A 16,983-nucleotide genomic window follows, 5' to 3' on the forward strand; every position below is an offset into this window, starting at 1 on the left:
ACGGTCGGAAAAACAGCAGGTCCCTCAGTCCGGGCCCACCCCCAGGATTTGCAGGACCCGTTCCAGCTCCTCGTCACTGAAAAAGCTGATCTCCAGCCGGCCGCGTCCCTCCCTGTATTGCAGCCGCACACGCGTGCCCAGCCGTTCCCGCAACCGGTCCTCCAGGCGCCGCACCTGCGGCTCGGACCCGGCAGGCACCGGTCGTTGCGCGCGCCCGCTCCCCGCACCCGCCCGCAACCGCGCCACCAGTTGCTCAGTCTGCCGCACGTTCAGGCCGTCGCGCAGCACCCGTTCGGCCGCGGCCTTCAGCAGGCTCTCCTCCTCCAGCGCCAGCAACACCTTTGCATGGCCCACGCTGAGTTGACCGGTCCGCACATACACCTGGACCTGCGGCGGCAGCTTCAGCAGGCGCAACGCGTTGGCCACGGTCGCCCGGCTCTTGCCGACCCGTCGCGCCGCCTCTTCCTGCGTGAAACCGAATTGCTGCATCAATTGCGCGTAACCCTGGGCTTCCTCGATCGGGTTCAGGTTCTCGCGCTGGAGATTCTCCACCAGTGCAAGCTCCAGGGCCGCGCGATCGTCCACGTCCCGGATGATCACCGGCACGTCCGCCAGTTGCAGCATCTGGGCCGCACGCCAGCGTCGTTCCCCTGCGATCAGTTCGTAGCCATCCGCCCGGCGCCGCACCACCAGGGGCTGCAGAATCCCCTGTTCGCGAATGGATTCGGCCAGCTCCTGCAAGGCCGCCGGATCGAACTCCTGCCGCGGCTGCAAGGGATTGGGCCGGATCTGGGACAAAGGAACGCGCACCGGGGTGTCGCCCACCCCGGCCGTCGGGCTCGCACCCGGCGCCGCCGCGCCGCCGCTTCCCGCGGGCTGCGTGCCGGGAGTGGCCCCCCCCAACAACGCCCCCAATCCGCGCCCCAATGCGGGCTTTGCCATGCGCCGAGCCTGCCGAACCGCGCGCCCGCTTGTCAATGGCTTGTCCCGACTCCCGACACCGGCGCAGCCCGTCCACCCCGCCCGCCTTGCCCACGGAACCGGTTCATCCCCAGATCTGCCGGTCCAACGACCGGTACTGAATCGCCTCTCCCACGTGCTCCGGCAGGATGCGGTCCGACCCCGCCAGGTCGGCAATGGTCCGTGCCACCTTCAGGATCCGATCGTAAGCCCGGGCGCTCAGTCGGAGATCGTTCATCGCGCGGCGCAGCAACTCCATGGAAGTCTCGTCCAATACACAGAATTGCCGCAGTTCGCGCGGCCCCATCTGGGCGTTGCACAACACACGCGGCCGACCGCGAAACCGTTCCTGCTGCCGGCGCCGCGCCGCCATCACACGCGCGCGGATCGCCGAGGACGGCTCCGCCGGGTGATCCGAGGCGATCTGACGGAACTTCACCGCCGGCACCTCGATGTGCAGGTCAATCCTGTCCAACAACGGCCCGCTCACCCGATTCAGGTAATTCTGGATCTCGCGCGGGGAACAACGCGATTCCCCGGGCATCTTCCCGTCCGGCGTCGGATTCATCGCCGCCACCAGCATGAACCGCGCGGGAAACGTCACACTGCCGGCCGCCCGCGAAATCGTCACCCGCCCCTCTTCCAGCGGCTGCCGCAATGTCTCCAGCACGCTCCGCTTGAACTCCGGCAATTCATCCAGAAACAACACCCCGTTGTGCGCCAGGGAGATCTCGCCCGGCGTGGGATTGACGTTCCCGCCCAGCAACCCCGCGTCGCTGGCGGTGTGATGCGGCGCGCGAAACGGCCGCCGGGTTACCAGCGCCTGTCCGGGCTGCAACAGCCCGGCAATGCTGTGCACCTTCGTGGTCTCCAGCGCCTCCTCCAGTGTCAGCGGCGGCAGAATCGTGGGCAGGCGCCTGGCCAGCATGGATTTGCCCGTCCCCGGCGGACCGATCAGGAGGATGTTGTGCCCGCCCGCCGCCGCAATCTCCAGCGCCCGTTTCACCGACTCCTGACCCTTGACCTCGGCAAAGTCCAACTCCTCCTCCACCGGCTCGTCAAACAACCGGCCCAGATCCACCCGGACCGGCTCGATCGCGACCTCGCCCGACAGAAAAGCAGCCGCCTCCCGCAGGTTCCGCACCGGAATGACCTCCAGCCCGTCCACCACCGCGGCTTCATTGGCGTTGGCAGCCGGAACCAACACCCCCCGCCTGCCCTGCTGCCGCGCACACAACGCAATCGGCAGCACCCCCTTGACCGGTCGGACCGCGCCCGTCAGCGCCAGTTCCCCCACCACCACATACTCGTGCAATCGCCCGGCCGGTAACTGTTCCGTAGCCGCCAGCAAGCCCAGGGCAATCGGCAGATCGAAACTCGGCCCTTCCTTCTTCACGTCGGCGGGCGCCAGGTTGATCGTCGTCCGGCCCATCGGGAACTTGTAGCCCGAATTGCTCAGGGCCGTTGTCACCCGATCGCGCGACTCCTTCACCGCCGCGTCCGGCAACCCCACAATCACGATGGCCGTGTCCCCCCAGCCGGCGTGAACCTCCACTTCCACCGGAAAAGCCTCGATGCCCTGAACCACCCCTGAATACACTTTGGCCAGCATCGCCGCATTTGTGGAAAAGAGACCGGTCCAACGCAAGGCGTTTCCTCTTCCGCCACCCCGACCTGCTCGCAGGTGTCCCGGTCCGGAACACCCTGTCCCAAAGCCGGACAATCCCGTCCCGGCCGCAGACAACCTTCCGGACACCCTGAGGGCGAAACAACCCGTTGCACGCGAGCAGCTTCCAGACTCATCCCTTGCCACCACACCTTTTCCCCCTCCACCGGGCACAGCTCCTGCTCCGGGGACATCGGACGCGTTGACCAGGCACGGTCCGCGACTCCCAACCCTGAACGGCAGCCGATGCAAGGTACCGGACAAAACCTGACAGGCCTTCGAGTGCGACTGCGGAACTCGCGACCGCAGTCGGCCGGCTTCACCCTGGCGGAAGCCATGGTGGCCGCACTGTTACTGGGTACGCTGGTGGTGTCGCTCTACGCGGGCATGAGCGCAGGTTTCGCCTACACCGCCATGGTGCGGGAAGAACTCCGTGCCACCCAGGTCATGCTGGAAAAATTGGAGGGCATCCGTCTGTACAACTGGGAACAAATCAACACCAGCAGGTTCATCCCCACCAACTTCACGGCCTTTTACCTCCCCAATCCCACCAACCCCGCCACAGGCTCGGGAGTGGTGTACACCGGCACGCTCACCATCCAACCCGTGACCCTGGACCCCTCTCCGCCCTACGCCGACGACCTCCGCGAGGTGGTCGTCCGCCTCCGGTGGATGTCGGGAAACGGAAACCCGGCCGTCGTGCGCGAACGCGAAATGCGAACTCTGGTCAGCCGCTATGGTCTTCAGAATTACATCTTCAGCAATTGAGCCCGGCGGCAAAGGTCCTGCGGCCCCGCGGCCCCGCTGCGGGCCCGGCCAGGGAGGCTTTACCGTGTCCGAAACCATGGTCTCCCTGGGCGTGGGAGGCATCCTCCTGGCGGCGATCCTCACCTTCTGGACCTACAGCGCCCGCAGCCTGGCCGCCATCGTCAATTACATCGACCTTGACCAAAGGTCGCGTCATACGCTGGACATCCTCAGTCGCGAAATCCGGCAGGCGGCGGGCCTCCTCGCGGCAACGGAGAACTCGCTCACCTTTTCGAATTTGGACGGCTCCACCATGCGCATCGCCTGGGACCCTGTCCAACGGGTGGTCACACTGGACCGGAACGGTCAGGTACAAACCCTCCTCATCGAGTGTGACTATTTCCGGTACAACATCGCCCAGCGCAACCCCAGTAACGGCGTGTTCGGGTTCTATCCCACCACCGACATCCGCCAGGCCAAGCTCGTGGACATGAGCTGGCGCTGCTCCCGCAGCCTGCTCGGAACCCTGTTCCAAACCGAAAGCGTGCAAACCGCGCGCATCGTCATACGAAACTGACCCATGCAATGCCGCCGCTCTCCCGCCGATCTCTCCGGGCAAATCCTGCTGGTCACCCTGCTGACCTGCGGTGTCCTGGGGCTCACTCTCGCCGGCACTCTCCTGCTGGTACAGTCGCAATCACTCTCGGTGGCCCGCTCCCTTTGCTGGAACGCCAGTCTGGCCATGACCGAGGCCGGCATCGAAGAGGCCCTCACCCACCTCAACCGCAATGCCCCCTTCTTCGATCCCCGGGCCGCCACCAACAACCTCGCCGCCTTCGGATGGGTGCGGGAAGGCAACCTCTACCGCGCACCGCGGCGCCACCTCGGCAACGGCAGCTACTATGACGTGGTCATCCTGCTCGAGGGCATGCAGCCCCGCATCCTGGCCACCGGAGTCGTCAGCCGGGCGGACCTCGTCCCGTCCGCGCCCTCGATGGGAACGATCCTCGGAGACCAAGCCCCGCTCCACGCACCTGTCCCGCGGATCGTGCAGGTCCAGACCCGGATCGATCCCCTGTTCAGCGTCGCCATGGCCGCCGAAGGTCAGATCGATCTGGCCGGCAACAACGTCAGCACCGACAGTTTCGACTCCGGCGACCCGAACCACAGCGAAAACGGCATGTACCCCTACAACAACCCTGCCAAACGAAAAAAGAACGGGGACGTGGCCACCAACTCCGGCCTGATCAATTCCATCAACGTCGGCAACGCCAACATCAACGGCCGCGCCATGACGGGCCCCAACGGCACCGTGGCCATTGGTCCCCGCGGTTATGTCTCCGGCGGCACCAACGACGATTTCAACGTGGTCTTTCCGCCCGTGGCCGTCCCGCCCGGTCCCACGTTTTACCTGCCGCCGCTCCCGGTCCCTGTCACCATCGACGGCGTGGATTACAAACACGTCATCCTCCTGAGCGGCCGGTATTTCACCGAAGGTCTCCGGGGAAGTCTCTATGTCGGCACCAACGTCCAGGCCACGCTCATCCTCACCGAAAACACCAAGCTCAGCGGCAACAGCGACCGGATCTATCTGGCGCCCCATGCGCGCCTCATCCTGTACGTGGACGCGCCCTTGTTCTCACTCAAGGGTCAGGGCGTGATCAACTCCAGCGGGCGCGCCGAGAACTTCCTCTACTTCGGCACTCGACGAAACACCACCCTGGCACTCGGCGGCAATGCCGCCTTCACCGGTGCCATCTACGCGCCCGATGCCGATTTCACCCTCGGCGGCGGGGGCCGCGACACCTACGATTTCGTCGGCGCCTCGGTGACCAAAACCGTCAGGATGAACGGGCACTTCAACTTCCACTACGACGAAAACCTCCGGCGTGTCGGCCCCAGCCGCGGTTTCGTCGTCAGTTCATGGCGGGAACTTTGATCCGGCCGGTTCACCCGTTTTGTCGGTCATTCCGCGAGCGCGCAGGATCTGCCGCACCTCCTCCGGATCCCGCCCGGTCGCCCGCGCCACCGCCTGCACGTATGCATCCCAGGGCAGCGACACCGGCCGCGCCCGGCACCGCGTCTCAAATCCGTCGAACCGCCACAGATTGGGAAAATCCCGGCACTGCTGCGGCTTGACCGGCTGCACCCGGCAGTCCCGGCCATCCAGAAACACACAGGCACCATCCTCCCGCTCCATCAACGCCAGACCGTACCGGTTGGCCGCCAGCCGACAATACCGCTGGATGAACGCGGACTCGTCCATCCCCAAAAATGCTGCCATCCGCCGGATCTCCTCTTCTGTGACCCGCACCTGGCCGGGCCACCGGCAACAGGCGGTGCAACGCTGACAGTCGTAATAAACCGGCATGCCTCCGTCCCCGGGCCCCGCATCACCTCCCGCCGGCCGCCTGCCCCGCAAAATGCTCCGCCAGCGCAATGGCCTGAAACATCGCGGACGCCTTGTTGACCGTCTCCTGAAACTCCGCTTCCGGCTGCGAATCGTGTACCCAACCTCCCCCGGCCTGCACATACGCGCAGCCGTCCTTGAGGAGCGCCGTCCGAATGGTGATGCAGGTGTCCAGGTTGCCGTTGAACCCGAAGTACCCCACACAACCCGCATACGGCCCGCGCGTGGTCCCCTCCAGTTCGGCAATGATCTGCATCGCCCGGATCTTCGGCGCGCCACTGACCGTCCCGGCCGGAAACGTCGCCCGCATCAGATCGAACGGTGTCCGGCCGGCCGCCAACCGACCCTCCACCGACGACACAATGTGCATCACATGACTGTACCGCTCGATCACCATCAGATCCTTCACCCGCACCGTCCCGTACTCGCAGACCCGGCCCAGATCGTTCCGTGCCAGGTCCACCAACATCACATGCTCCGCCCGTTCCTTCGGATCCGCCAACAACTCAGCCTCCAACGCCGCGTCCTCCTCCGCGGTCCGCCCCCGGCGCCGCGTCCCCGCTATCGGCCGGATCTCCACCCGGCCTTCCTCGCAACGCACGTGGATCTCCGGCGACGCCCCCACCAACGCAAAGCCGTCCAGCTCCAGCAAGAACATGTACGGCGACGGGTTCACCGAACGAATCGCCCGGTACACGTCCACCGCTCCCGCCCGCACCGGGGCCTGAAAACGTTGCGACCCCACCACCTGGATGATGTCCCCCGCCGTGATGTATTCCTTGGCCTTCCGCACGTGCGCCAGGAACGTCTCCCGTTCCATGTTGGAAACAAACGCCACGGGCGTCACCTCCCCCGGCAACACGCCCGGCCAGTGCCGAAGCGGCTGCGCCAACAGCGCCAGCAACCGTTCCACCTCCTCCACCGCCTCCTCGTACGCCGCATCCACAGCCGAGGGATCCTCCACCCACGCGTTCACCAGAACGGTCAGCGTCTGGGTCACCCGGTCGAAAATCAGCAACTGATCCGCCAGCACCAGATACAGGACGGGCGTCCCCAGCTCGTCCCGGGGCGGACGCGGCACCACCGATTCGATGTCGTGAATGAATTCGTACCCCACATACCCCACCGCGCCCCCGATGAACCGCGGCAAACCCGGGACCGTCACCGGACGAAACCGCGCCAGCACGCGCTCCACAACCTCCAACCCGTCCCGCACCTCACCCGGCCCGGGCGTGCCACGCGCGCCCACCACCCGCCACACCCCGGCCGGCCGACCCCATTCACTCACCCGCACCTCGTCCCCCACCTGCCGGATCACCATCCGCGGATTCGTCCCCACAAACGAGTACCGGCCCAGGTGTTCCCCACCCTCCACCGATTCGAACAGGAACGATTCCCCCTGCCCGCGCAACTTGCGATACGCGGACAAGGGCGTCTCCAGATCCGCCAGCAACCGGCAGGTCACCGGAATCAGGTTCCCGGTCGCCGCCCACCGGCGAAACGTCTCCAAGTCAGGGGAAATGTGCATCACGCGAGGTACCCGTCAGCCGGCCGCTGCGCCGCAGCCGGTAAATCCCCAACAACGTGTAAAACGCCACAGCCACCGCATACGCCACAATACCCATCCCGATGGCCAGCGGAATCAGCCGCCCCTCACTGAACCACACCACCGCCCCTCCCACCAGCGCCGTCAAAAACGTGTGCGCCGCCAGACAAAACAAATAAACCGAAATCCGCGTCTCCTGCACCCGTTCCACATGCCAGTCGCGATAGTTGTGTTCCCCCAGCGACCGCATCAGCCAGGCGGATTGAAAATTCCGCGCCGCCACCATCACGCTGGCCGTCGCCACCACAATCGCCGCCAACGGCCACTGCGCCAGCACCAGGCACACCAGCCCGTTGACCCACAACCCCCACCGCCACCCCAGCCGTTTGGCAATCGGATTCCCCTCCAGAACCAGGTTCGGCGTCGCCACCCACGTGCTCAGAAAATCCGCCCCCCGGGCCAATACCAGGACCCCCAGCAGAATCCAGTATTCCCGGCTGCCAATCGGAACCTGATCCTCCATGGATGAGCCGGTGTCCTCGGCCGCGCGCAGTTCCCCGCCAGCCCCGCACCGCGCACGGCTACTTCTTCCCGTAAATCTTTTCCGGCCTCTCCAACTGCGGTTCGGTTATCCGGAACCCCTCCCCGCGCCCGGTCATGGACCGGAAAAAACACGACCGATAACCCTCGTGACAGGCCGCGCCCACCTGCTCCACCTGAATCAGCAGCGTGTCGCCGTCACAGTCGAACGCGATGTCCTTCACCCGCTGCACGTGCCCGCTGCTCTCCCCCTTCATCCAGAACTTCTGACGCGAGCGACTCCAGAAATGGGTCAACCCGGTCTCGATCGTCTTCTCCAACGAGGCCCGGTTCATCCACGCCATCATCAGCACCCGACCCGTCTCGGCGTCCTGAATGATCGCCGGAATCAGGCCGTTGCCATCGAACTTCAATTGGTCGTAAAAGCTCATCGGTTCCCTCAAAGTCCGTCGTGCACTCCAGCCTATCACAATCCACGGGGCTCACCACGAAAAAGTGCAACCGGGGCAGCCGCCCGAATCCCAAACCTCCGGCCCCCCACACCGCACCACCCATCCCCCGGCCGCACCCCGACCCTCCCTCCACCCGCGTCCGTGAAGCCGCGCCGGTCACGGCCCCCACTGAACCCGCAAACGACCGAACCTTGTCGTCACACCCGCCCGACTCTCCACGTCCCGAAACGTCACCGTCTTGCGACCGTCGCCCGGCACCGGATCGCTCTCCGTCCGCCCGGCCGCCGTCGCATCCGCGAAGCTCAAATCCGGGGAAAGCTCCAAAGTCAACTCCAGCCCCGGATCGTCGTCCCGCACCTCCACGGTCCATACCAGCCGGCCTTCCCCATCAAAACCCGGCACTCCCCACAACGGCGCATTGGCCTCACGCGGGTTCGTCCGCATCGCATACTCGGCCGCATTGCTCAGACCGTCCCCGTCAGGATCCGCCTCCGGTGCCGCCACCGCCGACTCCTCCGGCAACGTGAAGTAAAGCCGTTGCCACCCCTCAAACCGCGCCACCACCTGCAACGTGTAGGTCAAACGCGCCGTCTGCGCGGGCGTCCCGCTGTCCCTCACCTCCACCGTCACCGTCACGGGTCCTGCCGCTCCCTCCGGAGGCACGCCCGCCACCCTGCCACCGCCCGAGACGGTCAACCAATCCGGCCCTTCGACCTTGGCAAAGGTCAGCCTCTGACACGCATTCGAATCCTTCGCCACAGCCTGGTATTCGTAGGGGAGCCCCTGAACCGCCAGCGTGACCGGCTCACCCTCGAATATCGGCACCGCATTGGGCTGCCGGCTGGTCGCCACACCGGGATTGCTCACCGTCCAACCCGGCACCGGCTGGCCGTCCCCGTCGGGATCTCCCAACTCCTCGCCGTTGCAATAACCGTCCCCGTCCGAATCCTCCGCCGCCAACGACGCACTCCAGAACGGTATCGGCGCCGGTGATCCCCCGATGATCTGAAACACCCGGTTGCCAAACGGTGTCCGCGGCCCGCCGCCGGCGGGATTCACATGACAATTCGCACACCGGAACACCTGACCGTTCGGCAACTGGTTCACCCGAAAATCTCGCGCACCCAATCGCGCACCCTCCATCTCCCCCATCACCAGCAGGCAGCCCAACCCCAGCCAACCGACGCGACCCAACCCTGCGCGCCGCGCGCCCCTCACGACATGAGAGAACCGAAGGACCATGTTCAACATGACTAAAACTCTGAGCTGTCCGACCGGCTTGGTCAACAACCGCCCCCAGCCGCTCCCAAACCACGCAATCCCCGGACAACCGGGCACCCCCGCCGGACATCCGTCCCGTTGCGCCACCCGACCCGTTCCGAGTCCCCGTTCCGCGCCGCCGCCTCTCGCCGGCTCGCAACCACGACCGTCCGGTCCGTGTCCCCTCGTTTCCGGCACCCCACCGGCAAGCCGCGCGGCCGCATGAAAGGAACCCGGGTGCCGGACTTGCCACACTCACCGGCCTGCCGGTAGTTTTCCCGTCAATGCAAACGGCGTCGCAACTGCAACAATATTGGGGCGTTCTGGTGCTGCTCGTGCTGGCCATCACGGCCGTCGGAGGCATGATCCTGCTTTCCTTTCTGCTCGGCAAACGCGCACGGCGCACCCGCATCAAGGACACTCCCTACGAGTGCGGCATGATCCCCGCCCCGGAGGGTCCCGGCCGGCTCAGTATCCGCTTTTACCTCGTGGCGGTGCTGTTCCTGCTGTTCGACATCGAAGTCGTCTTCCTCTACCCATGGGCCGTGGTTTACCGCGAGATGCTGGCCGAACCGGCCACGCGCGCCCTGGTGTTCGGGGGCATTCTCCCTTTCCTGGTCCTGCTGGGCATCGGCCTTCTCTATGAAGTGAAAAAGCGCGGATTCGATTGGCAGACCTGAGCCCGTCTTGCGGCCCGGTTTTCCACGGATCCATTCGCTGCAAACTCCATCCATGGCCACCACGATCAAATTCGGCACCAGCGGCTGGCGCGGCATCATCGCGCAGGATTTCACCTTCGACAACGTGCGCCTGGCCACCCGCGGCATCGCGGACTATCTGCTGGCCGAGCGCCAGCGGGACGATTCTCCACTGAAGGACCGCCGGCCGGTCGTGATCCTCGCCCACGACACCCGCTTCCTCGGACGCGAGTTCGCCCTCGCCGCGGCTGAGGTGCTGGCCGATGCCGGGCTCGAACCCCTTCTCTGCAACCGCGACACACCCACACCCGTCGTCGCCCACAACATCCGGATACGCCACGCCCTGGGCGGGATCAACTTCACCGCCAGCCACAACCCGGCCGAGTACCAGGGCCTGAAGTTTTCACCCTTCAACGGCGCGCCCGCACCACCCGAGGTTACCAGCCGGATCGAACAAGCCATCGCCCGACGCCAGGCCGAAGGCTGGTCGTTCCGCGGATCGGTCGTCGGCACCTACCGATGCCCCACCTTCGACCCCCAGCCGGCCTACTTTCGCCAGATCCGCCGGCTGGTGGACATGGAGGTCATCGGCCGGCGCCGGCTGAAGGTGGCTGTCAACGTCTGCCATGGCACCGGGCGCGGATACCTGGACCGGCTCCTGCGAGAGGCCGGAGCCCGGGTGACCGTGCTCAATGAAAAGCCCGATCCGCTCTTTGGCGGGCATCATCCCGAACCCGACGCAGCCGGCATGGCCGAGGTCAGCAAACTGGTCCGCGCCGGCAAGGCCAGACTCGGTCTGGGCACCGACGGCGACGCCGACCGGTTTGGCGTGGTGGATGCGGACGGCCGGTGGCTCACCCCCAACCAGGTCCTGGTCCTCACCCTCTACCACCTCGTCCAAAACCGCGGTTGGAAAGGCAGCGTGGTGCGTACCGTCCCCACCAGCCATCAGGTGGACGCCGTGGCCGCCCTCTTCGGCGTGAAGGTCCATGAAACGCCCGTCGGCTTCAAATACATCGGCGCCCTCATGGAAAGCGAACCGGTGGTCGTCGGCGGGGAAGAATCCGGCGGACTCAGCATCCGCGGCCACGTCCCGGAAAAGGACGGCATCCTCGCCTGCCTCCTCATGGCCGAGCTGGTCGCCACCGAAAACCGCTCCCTGGGCCGCATCCTGGCCGACCTCGAAAAAAAGACGGGGCCGTTCCACACCGAGCGACTCAACATCCGCATCGTACCCGAACAAAAAGAGGCCATTCTCCGGCGCCTGGCAGCAGGTCTGGACCGGATCGGCCCCTTCCGGGTCGAACAATTCGTCACCACGGACGGCTACAAATTCCTTCTGCCCGACCAGGAATGGGTCGCCTTCCGCGCCAGTGGCACCGAGCCCATGGTCCGCTGCTACATCGAGGCGCGCTCCCGATCCCATCTGGCGCGGCTCCGCAAGGCCTGCCAGGAACTGCTGAAACTCTGACCCTGCGCAGGGCCGCCCCGTGGCACCGCGGGGGATTTTGCACAAGCCGCCCCGGGCCCGGCGATGCGCCGGCCTTTTCGAATTTGCCCGCTTGACAACCCCCATCGGCAGGACTAACGGGGAGAGCGGATAACGAAGCAACCGTCCCAACCATGAAAGGATCCGAAACACCGTCCACCGGTCGGCTTTCCCGCCGCGATTTCTTCAAAGGTCTGGGCACCACCGCCCTTGCCGCCGCGGCTTCCCAGGCCGAATCGGTCGCCCAGGAACTTCAGAAGATCAACGCCGAAAAAATCCTGGGCCCCGGCCCGGTGCCCGTCACCCTCAAGGTCAACGGAAAAACCCACAAGCTCGAGCTCGAACCCCGTGTGACCCTGCTCGACGCCCTGCGCAACCACCTGGGCCTCACCGGGCCCAAGGAAGGTTGCGACCGCGCCTCCTGCGGCGCGTGCACCGTGTGGCTCGACGGCACGGCGATCTACGCCTGCCAAAAACTCGCCATTGACGCCCAGGGCCACGACATCACCACCATTGAAGGCCTCACCCCCGACGGCCGCCTGACGCCTGTGCAGCGCGCCTTCGTGGAACGTGACGCCCTGCAGTGCGGCTATTGTACCCCCGGGTTCGTCATGAGTGTCTCGGCACTGCTGCGGAAAAACCCGCGGCCCACCGTGGAAGACGTGCGCCATGCCTGTGCCGGCAACCTCTGCCGCTGCGGCACTCATCCGCGCATCCTGGAGGCGGCGCTCGTCGCCGCCGGTCTGCCCCCTGTCTCCACCACCCGTACGGAGGTGATCCACCATGTCTGAGTGGCCCGCCCAACCCAAGGTTCTCGGCACCCGTGTCCCGCGGGTGGACGGCCCGGCCAAAGTCACCGGCCAGGCCCGTTACTCGTCCGACATCCAGGCGCCCGGCCTGCTGATCGGCATGATCCTGCGGTCGCCCTGGCCCGCCGCCCGGATCCAACGCATCAACCTCGAAAAGGCCCGGCAGATGCCCGGCATCAAGGCCGCAGTGGCCGTCCAGGAGGGCCCCCGCGTCGTCCGTTACTACGGCGAGGAACTGGCCGCCGTTGCCGGCGTCAGCCGTCAAGCCTGCGAAGACGCCCTGCGCGCCATCGAGGTGGAGGCGGAACCCCTGCCGTTCGTGGTGCGCGAAGAAGACGCGCGCAAACCGGATGCCCCGCGCGTGTGGGAACAAGCCCCCAACATGCCCCCTCCACGCGTACGCGAGGAAGGCAACGTGGACGAGGCCCTCAAAGAGTGCGCCGCGGTCATCGAAGGTTTCTACACAACCTCCGTCCAGCTCCACCACCCCATGGAGACCCACGGCGGCACCGTTCGATGGGACGACGAAGGTGTCACGGCATGGATCTCCACCCAGGGTATCTTCAGTGTGCGTGACGGCCTGGCCGGCGCCCTCCGACTCGACCAAAGCAAGGTCCGGGTCGTCACCGAGTACATGGGCGGCGGGTTCGGATCGAAATTCGGGCCCGGCGTCGAAGGCGTCCTGGCGGCGCGTCTGGCCAGGGAAGCCGGGGCACCCGTGCGACTGATGCTTTCGCGGTTCGAAGAAGCGCTCGCCGTGGGCAACCGCCCGTCCAGCTTCCAACGCATCAGGCTTGGCGCCAAGGCAGATGGCACCCTCCACGTCTTCGACTACGAGAACTATGGCACGGCCGGCGTCGGCGCCGGCCAGGCCACCGAAGGCGGTGGTGGCGGGGCGGACCTGCCCATGCCCTACATCTACCGGGTGCCCAACCGGCGCATCAAACAAACCACCGTCGCCGTCAACGCCGGTTCCTCCCGTGCCTTCCGTGCCCCGGGTCATCCCGTCGCCTCGTTCGGAATGGAGTCCGCCATGGACGACCTGGCGGTGAAGCTGGGCATGGATCCCTTGGAGCTCCGCATCAAGAACGATCCCAGCGAGATTCGCCAGCGGGAGTACCGGATCGGTGCCGAACGTTTCGGTTGGAAGGAGAAGTACCGCAAACCCGGCAGTTCACCCGGGCCGATCAAAGTGGGCGTGGGAGTGGCCAGCGCCACCTGGGGCGGCGGCGGCAGTTCCCGGACCCAGGGCGAAATCCAGATCAATCCGGACGGCACGGTGGAAGTCCGGCTCGGCGTGCAGGACATCGGCACCGGCACGCGCACCGTGGCAGCCGTCACCGCGGCGGAAGTGCTGGGGCTCGCGCCCGACCAGGTCACCGTGAAGATCGGCGACACCCGTTACCCGCCCGGTCCCGGCAGCGGCGGCAGTGTCACTGCGGCTTCGGTGGCGCCCACCGTGTACGACGTCTGCACGCGCGCACTCGAGGAACTCCAGAAACAGACCGGCCTGCCGGACGTTCGTGGCGAGAACTGGCGGGCGGCCTGCAAGAAACTCGGCGTAACACCCTTGGTGGTCCAGGGCCGCTGGCGCGAAGGCCTCTCCTCCAGCGGCGTGGGAGGCGTGCAATTCGCCGAGGTCGCCGTGGACACCGAAACCGGGCTGGTCACCGTCAGGAAAATCGTGGTCGTGCAGGACTGCGGTCTCATCGTGGATCCGTTGACCGCCGAAAGCCAGGTCAACGGGGGCGTCATCATGGGCATCGGCCTGGCGCTCTACGAGGAACGCGTCATGGACTGGCAGTCCGGCGTGGTGCTCAACCCCAATTTCGAAACCTACAAACTCCCCGGCATCGCAGACGTGCCGGAGATCGACATCGTCCTGATCAACATGCCCGAGCGCGGCGTCATCGGCCTCGGCGAACCGGTGCACATCCCCACCGCAGCCGCCATCGCCAACGCCGTCGCCAACGCCCTGGGCGTGCGGGTCAACAGCCTGCCCATTACGCCCCGCAAGGTCCTGGCCGCCCTCGGCAAGGTCCCCACCGCCAAAGCCTGAATCGCATGAAACCGTTCGAATTCGTCACCGCCCTGTCCACCGAAAGCGCCCGGGAACTCCTCGGGCCCAAGGGTCAGTACCTGGCCGGCGGCAACGACCTGCTCGGCCGGCTCAAGGACGACATCACCGAAGCCACCCGCCTGGTCAACATCAAGGCCCTCCCCGACCTGAACCGAATCGAGCCCGGCGCCGACCACTGGCGCATCGGTGCCCTGGTCACCATCGCACAAATCGAAGACCATCCCGAAATCAGGAAGGTCTTCCCCGGACTCCACCAGGCCGCTGCCGAAGTCGGCTCCCAGCAGATCCGCAACGTCGCCACCCTCGGCGGCAACCTCGCCCAGCACTCCCGCTGCTGGTACTATCGCCACCGCGACATCCAGTGCCTCAAAAAGCGCGGGCGTATCTGCTACGCCATCGAGGGCGACAACCGGTACCACGCCCTCTTCACGGGCAACGTCTGCATCAGCCCCGTCGTTTCCAACCTCGCTATCGCCCTCACCGCCCTCGACGCCACCGCCATCGTCCTTCGCGACGGCCAGGAACGCCGCATGTCCATGGCCGAACTCTACGAACTGGCCTGGGACAACCCCACTGCCCATCACTCCCTCCGGCCCGGCGACCTGATCTTGCGCGTCGAAATCCCCACCCAGCGCCGCCGCAGCGCGTACCTCCAGATCAGCGAAAAACACGCCTTCGACTGGGCCCTGGTCAGCTGCGCCGCAGCAGCAAACCTGGAGAACGGCCGCCTCCGCAACGTCCGCGTCGCGCTCGGCTGCATCTCCCCCGTCCCCCACCAGGTGGCCGCAGCCAACCAGTTCCTCGAAGGCAAGGCTCCGGACGATGACGTGCTCGACCACGCCGCCGACCTCCTGCTGGCCGGCGCCGAACCGCAAACCCACAACGCCTACAAAATCCCCATGGCCCGCGCCCTCATCCGCCGCACCTTGCGCCAACTCCAAGCCTGATCGCGCCATGAACCGTCTCTGCCAACATCTTCGAACCAAAAAACTGTACATCGACGCCTCCCCGGACGAGGCCTTTACGGAACCGGAACCCGACCAGACCGCACCCTGCCATTTCTGGTGCAACCTCACCCAAACCGTCGTCGGCCCCGACCAACAACCCGTCCACAAGAACAGCTGTCAGCCCGGCCGACCCTGTTTCGAAGACTGAGGTCCGGCCCGTTCGCACCCGCCAGCCACGCCTCTTCGTCCCGCCTCCGCCCAAAACGTCCCGGGAGGCCATCGGCATGCACGGCTTTCACGCCGGCCCGCAAACTTTGACTCGCCAGCCCTTCGCCGCCATCGCACGGCCTCCGGGCCGCCCCGTCCTGCCAGGGCCGGCCGGGCCCACCTGCCCTACCCCTCGCCACCGGCCCGGCCTCACCCAGAAACCAAGGAGCTACCCATCCAATGTCGCCCAACCGCCGCGGTACGAAAACGACCCGCCAACCAACCGGGTTCACGTCCCTGAGCACTGGAGTCTGGCCCCGGGATGACAAGCACCTCAGAATACCACCCCATGAACGAGGTTCGCCTGCAAAACCGGGTGGCGGTCGTGACCGGGGCCAGCCGCGGACTGGGCCGGGCCATTGCACTGGCCCTGGCTGATGCAGGGGCTGACGTGGCCCTGTTGGCACGCGACCGCCAGCGACTCGAGGCCGTGGCCGCCGAGATCCGCCAGCGCGGTCGCAAGAGCCTCGCCCTCTGCTGCGACGTTTCGTCCGAAGCCCAGGTGACCTCGGCCGCCGGACAAATCCGGGCGACGTTCGGAGCCGTCCACATCGTCGTCAATTCCGCAGGTATCAACCTCCGCAAGCCCATCACCGAGTTCACCCTCGAGGAATGGCACCGGGTGCTGGAAACCAATCTCACAGGAGTCTTCCTCGTTTGCCGGGCGTTGATCCCGCTCATGCGCGCTCAGGGATACGGCCGGATTCTCAATCTCACCTCCATCATGAGCCACGTCGCGCTGCCGGGACGCACCGCCTACGCCGCCAGCAAGACCGGCTTGTTGGGCTTCACTCGTGCCCTGGCCCTGGAACTGGCGCCCGAGGGCATCACCGTCAACGGCATCAGTCCCGGACCCGTGGCCACCGAAATGAACCGGCCGCTCCTCGAAAACCCCGACCTCCAGCGCGAGTTCACATCCAAGATCCCCCTGGGCCGTTGGGGTAAAGAAGAAGAAATCGCCGCCCTCGCCCTCTACCTCTGTTCCGAAGCAGCCGGCTGGATCACCGGCACCGACATCTGCATAGACGGCGGCTGGACCGCCCAGTAAGGCCGGTCACCATTCAACCGGGCCCGCGGGTGAATCGCCCGGCTCTTCCCCGTGTACCAGGAGG

17 protein-coding genes are annotated in these 16,983 nt (G+C 66.1%); 10 read left to right on the plus strand and 7 right to left on the minus strand.

The genetic code is table 11. From position 1 onward, the window contains the following. Positions 1-24: 24 nt before the first annotated feature. Together ACPDIX_RS11110 and ACPDIX_RS11115 are read right to left on the minus strand one after the other, a co-directional pair. On the minus strand, positions 25-942 hold the full coding sequence (locus ACPDIX_RS11110) for a ParB/RepB/Spo0J family partition protein (protein ID WP_423431865.1): 918 nt from the start codon (positions 940-942) through the stop codon (positions 25-27). Between the two features lie 103 nt (positions 943-1,045). After that, positions 1,046-2,572: a YifB family Mg chelatase-like AAA ATPase gene (locus tag ACPDIX_RS11115; protein WP_423431866.1), complete on the minus strand. Its 1,527-nt coding sequence runs from the start codon at positions 2,570-2,572 to the stop codon at positions 1,046-1,048. 300 nt (positions 2,573-2,872) lie between these two features. Here ACPDIX_RS11115 and ACPDIX_RS11120 point away from each other — a divergent pair, with 300 nt between their 5' ends. The 3 genes from ACPDIX_RS11120 to ACPDIX_RS11130 all read left to right on the plus strand — a co-directional run bounded on the left by ACPDIX_RS11120 (position 2,873) and on the right by ACPDIX_RS11130 (position 5,312). Beyond that, positions 2,873-3,394 (plus strand): type IV pilus modification PilV family protein, encoded by a 522-nt coding sequence (locus ACPDIX_RS11120; protein WP_423431867.1) that lies wholly within the window; start codon positions 2,873-2,875, stop codon positions 3,392-3,394. 64 nt (positions 3,395-3,458) lie between these two features. Next, complete coding sequence (locus ACPDIX_RS11125; protein WP_423431868.1) at positions 3,459-3,950, plus strand: PilW family protein; 492 nt, start codon at positions 3,459-3,461, stop codon at positions 3,948-3,950. A 3-nt stretch (positions 3,951-3,953) separates the two neighbouring features. Then, positions 3,954-5,312 carry a DUF7305 domain-containing protein gene (locus ACPDIX_RS11130; RefSeq protein ID WP_423431869.1) on the plus strand — a complete coding sequence of 453 codons (1,359 nt, stop codon included), beginning with the start codon at positions 3,954-3,956 and terminating at the stop codon, positions 5,310-5,312. Here the strand turns inward: ACPDIX_RS11130 and ACPDIX_RS11135 are convergent. From ACPDIX_RS11135 to ACPDIX_RS11155, 5 genes are all read right to left on the minus strand, one after another. Continuing rightward, positions 5,295-5,744 (minus strand): YkgJ family cysteine cluster protein, encoded by a 450-nt coding sequence (locus tag ACPDIX_RS11135; protein ID WP_423431870.1) that lies wholly within the window; start codon positions 5,742-5,744, stop codon positions 5,295-5,297. The genes ACPDIX_RS11130 and ACPDIX_RS11135 overlap by 18 nt on opposite strands. 22 nt (positions 5,745-5,766) lie before the next feature. After that, entirely contained in the window at positions 5,767-7,311 is a 1,545-nt protein-coding gene (gene trpE, locus ACPDIX_RS11140; RefSeq protein WP_423431871.1) for an anthranilate synthase component I, read from the minus strand. Further along, complete coding sequence (locus ACPDIX_RS11145) at positions 7,295-7,852, minus strand: hypothetical protein (protein ID WP_423431872.1); 558 nt, start codon at positions 7,850-7,852, stop codon at positions 7,295-7,297. The genes trpE and ACPDIX_RS11145 overlap by 17 nt, the downstream gene beginning before the upstream one ends. A gap of 58 nt (positions 7,853-7,910) precedes the next feature. Beyond that, on the minus strand, positions 7,911-8,300 hold the full coding sequence (gene hisI / locus ACPDIX_RS11150) for a phosphoribosyl-AMP cyclohydrolase (protein ID WP_423431873.1): 390 nt from the start codon (positions 8,298-8,300) through the stop codon (positions 7,911-7,913). A gap of 177 nt (positions 8,301-8,477) precedes the next feature. Beyond that, entirely contained in the window at positions 8,478-9,572 is a 1,095-nt protein-coding gene (locus ACPDIX_RS11155; protein WP_423431874.1) for an Ig domain-containing protein, read from the minus strand. A gap of 293 nt (positions 9,573-9,865) precedes the next feature. Here ACPDIX_RS11155 and ACPDIX_RS11160 point away from each other — a divergent pair, with 293 nt between their 5' ends. The 7 genes from ACPDIX_RS11160 to ACPDIX_RS11190 all read left to right on the plus strand — a co-directional run bounded on the left by ACPDIX_RS11160 (position 9,866) and on the right by ACPDIX_RS11190 (position 16,919). Then, positions 9,866-10,261 (plus strand): NADH-quinone oxidoreductase subunit A, encoded by a 396-nt coding sequence (locus ACPDIX_RS11160; protein ID WP_423431875.1) that lies wholly within the window; start codon positions 9,866-9,868, stop codon positions 10,259-10,261. A gap of 52 nt (positions 10,262-10,313) precedes the next feature. After that, positions 10,314-11,750 carry a phosphoglucomutase/phosphomannomutase family protein gene (locus tag ACPDIX_RS11165; protein WP_423431876.1) on the plus strand — a complete coding sequence of 479 codons (1,437 nt, stop codon included), beginning with the start codon at positions 10,314-10,316 and terminating at the stop codon, positions 11,748-11,750. 152 nt (positions 11,751-11,902) lie between these two features. Continuing rightward, entirely contained in the window at positions 11,903-12,559 is a 657-nt protein-coding gene (locus ACPDIX_RS11170) for a (2Fe-2S)-binding protein (RefSeq protein WP_423431877.1), read from the plus strand. Next, positions 12,552-14,636 (plus strand): xanthine dehydrogenase family protein molybdopterin-binding subunit, encoded by a 2,085-nt coding sequence (locus ACPDIX_RS11175; RefSeq protein ID WP_423431878.1) that lies wholly within the window; start codon positions 12,552-12,554, stop codon positions 14,634-14,636. The genes ACPDIX_RS11170 and ACPDIX_RS11175 overlap by 8 nt, the downstream gene beginning before the upstream one ends. Before the next feature lie 5 nt (positions 14,637-14,641). Continuing rightward, positions 14,642-15,604, plus strand: a complete 963-nt coding sequence (locus tag ACPDIX_RS11180) for an FAD binding domain-containing protein (protein ID WP_423431879.1) — start codon at positions 14,642-14,644, stop codon at positions 15,602-15,604. A gap of 7 nt (positions 15,605-15,611) precedes the next feature. Continuing rightward, positions 15,612-15,812, plus strand: a complete 201-nt coding sequence (locus ACPDIX_RS11185) for a hypothetical protein (protein WP_423431880.1) — start codon at positions 15,612-15,614, stop codon at positions 15,810-15,812. 348 nt (positions 15,813-16,160) lie between these two features. Next, the gene (locus tag ACPDIX_RS11190) at positions 16,161-16,919 is read left to right on the plus strand and encodes an SDR family NAD(P)-dependent oxidoreductase (RefSeq protein ID WP_423431881.1); all 759 of its coding nucleotides are present in this window, start codon (positions 16,161-16,163) and stop codon (positions 16,917-16,919) included. The last annotated feature ends 64 nt before the right edge of the window (positions 16,920-16,983 follow it).

The organism is Limisphaera sp. 4302-co (assembly GCF_049537155.1).
Classification (GTDB): domain Bacteria; phylum Verrucomicrobiota; class Verrucomicrobiia; order Limisphaerales; family Limisphaeraceae; genus Limisphaera.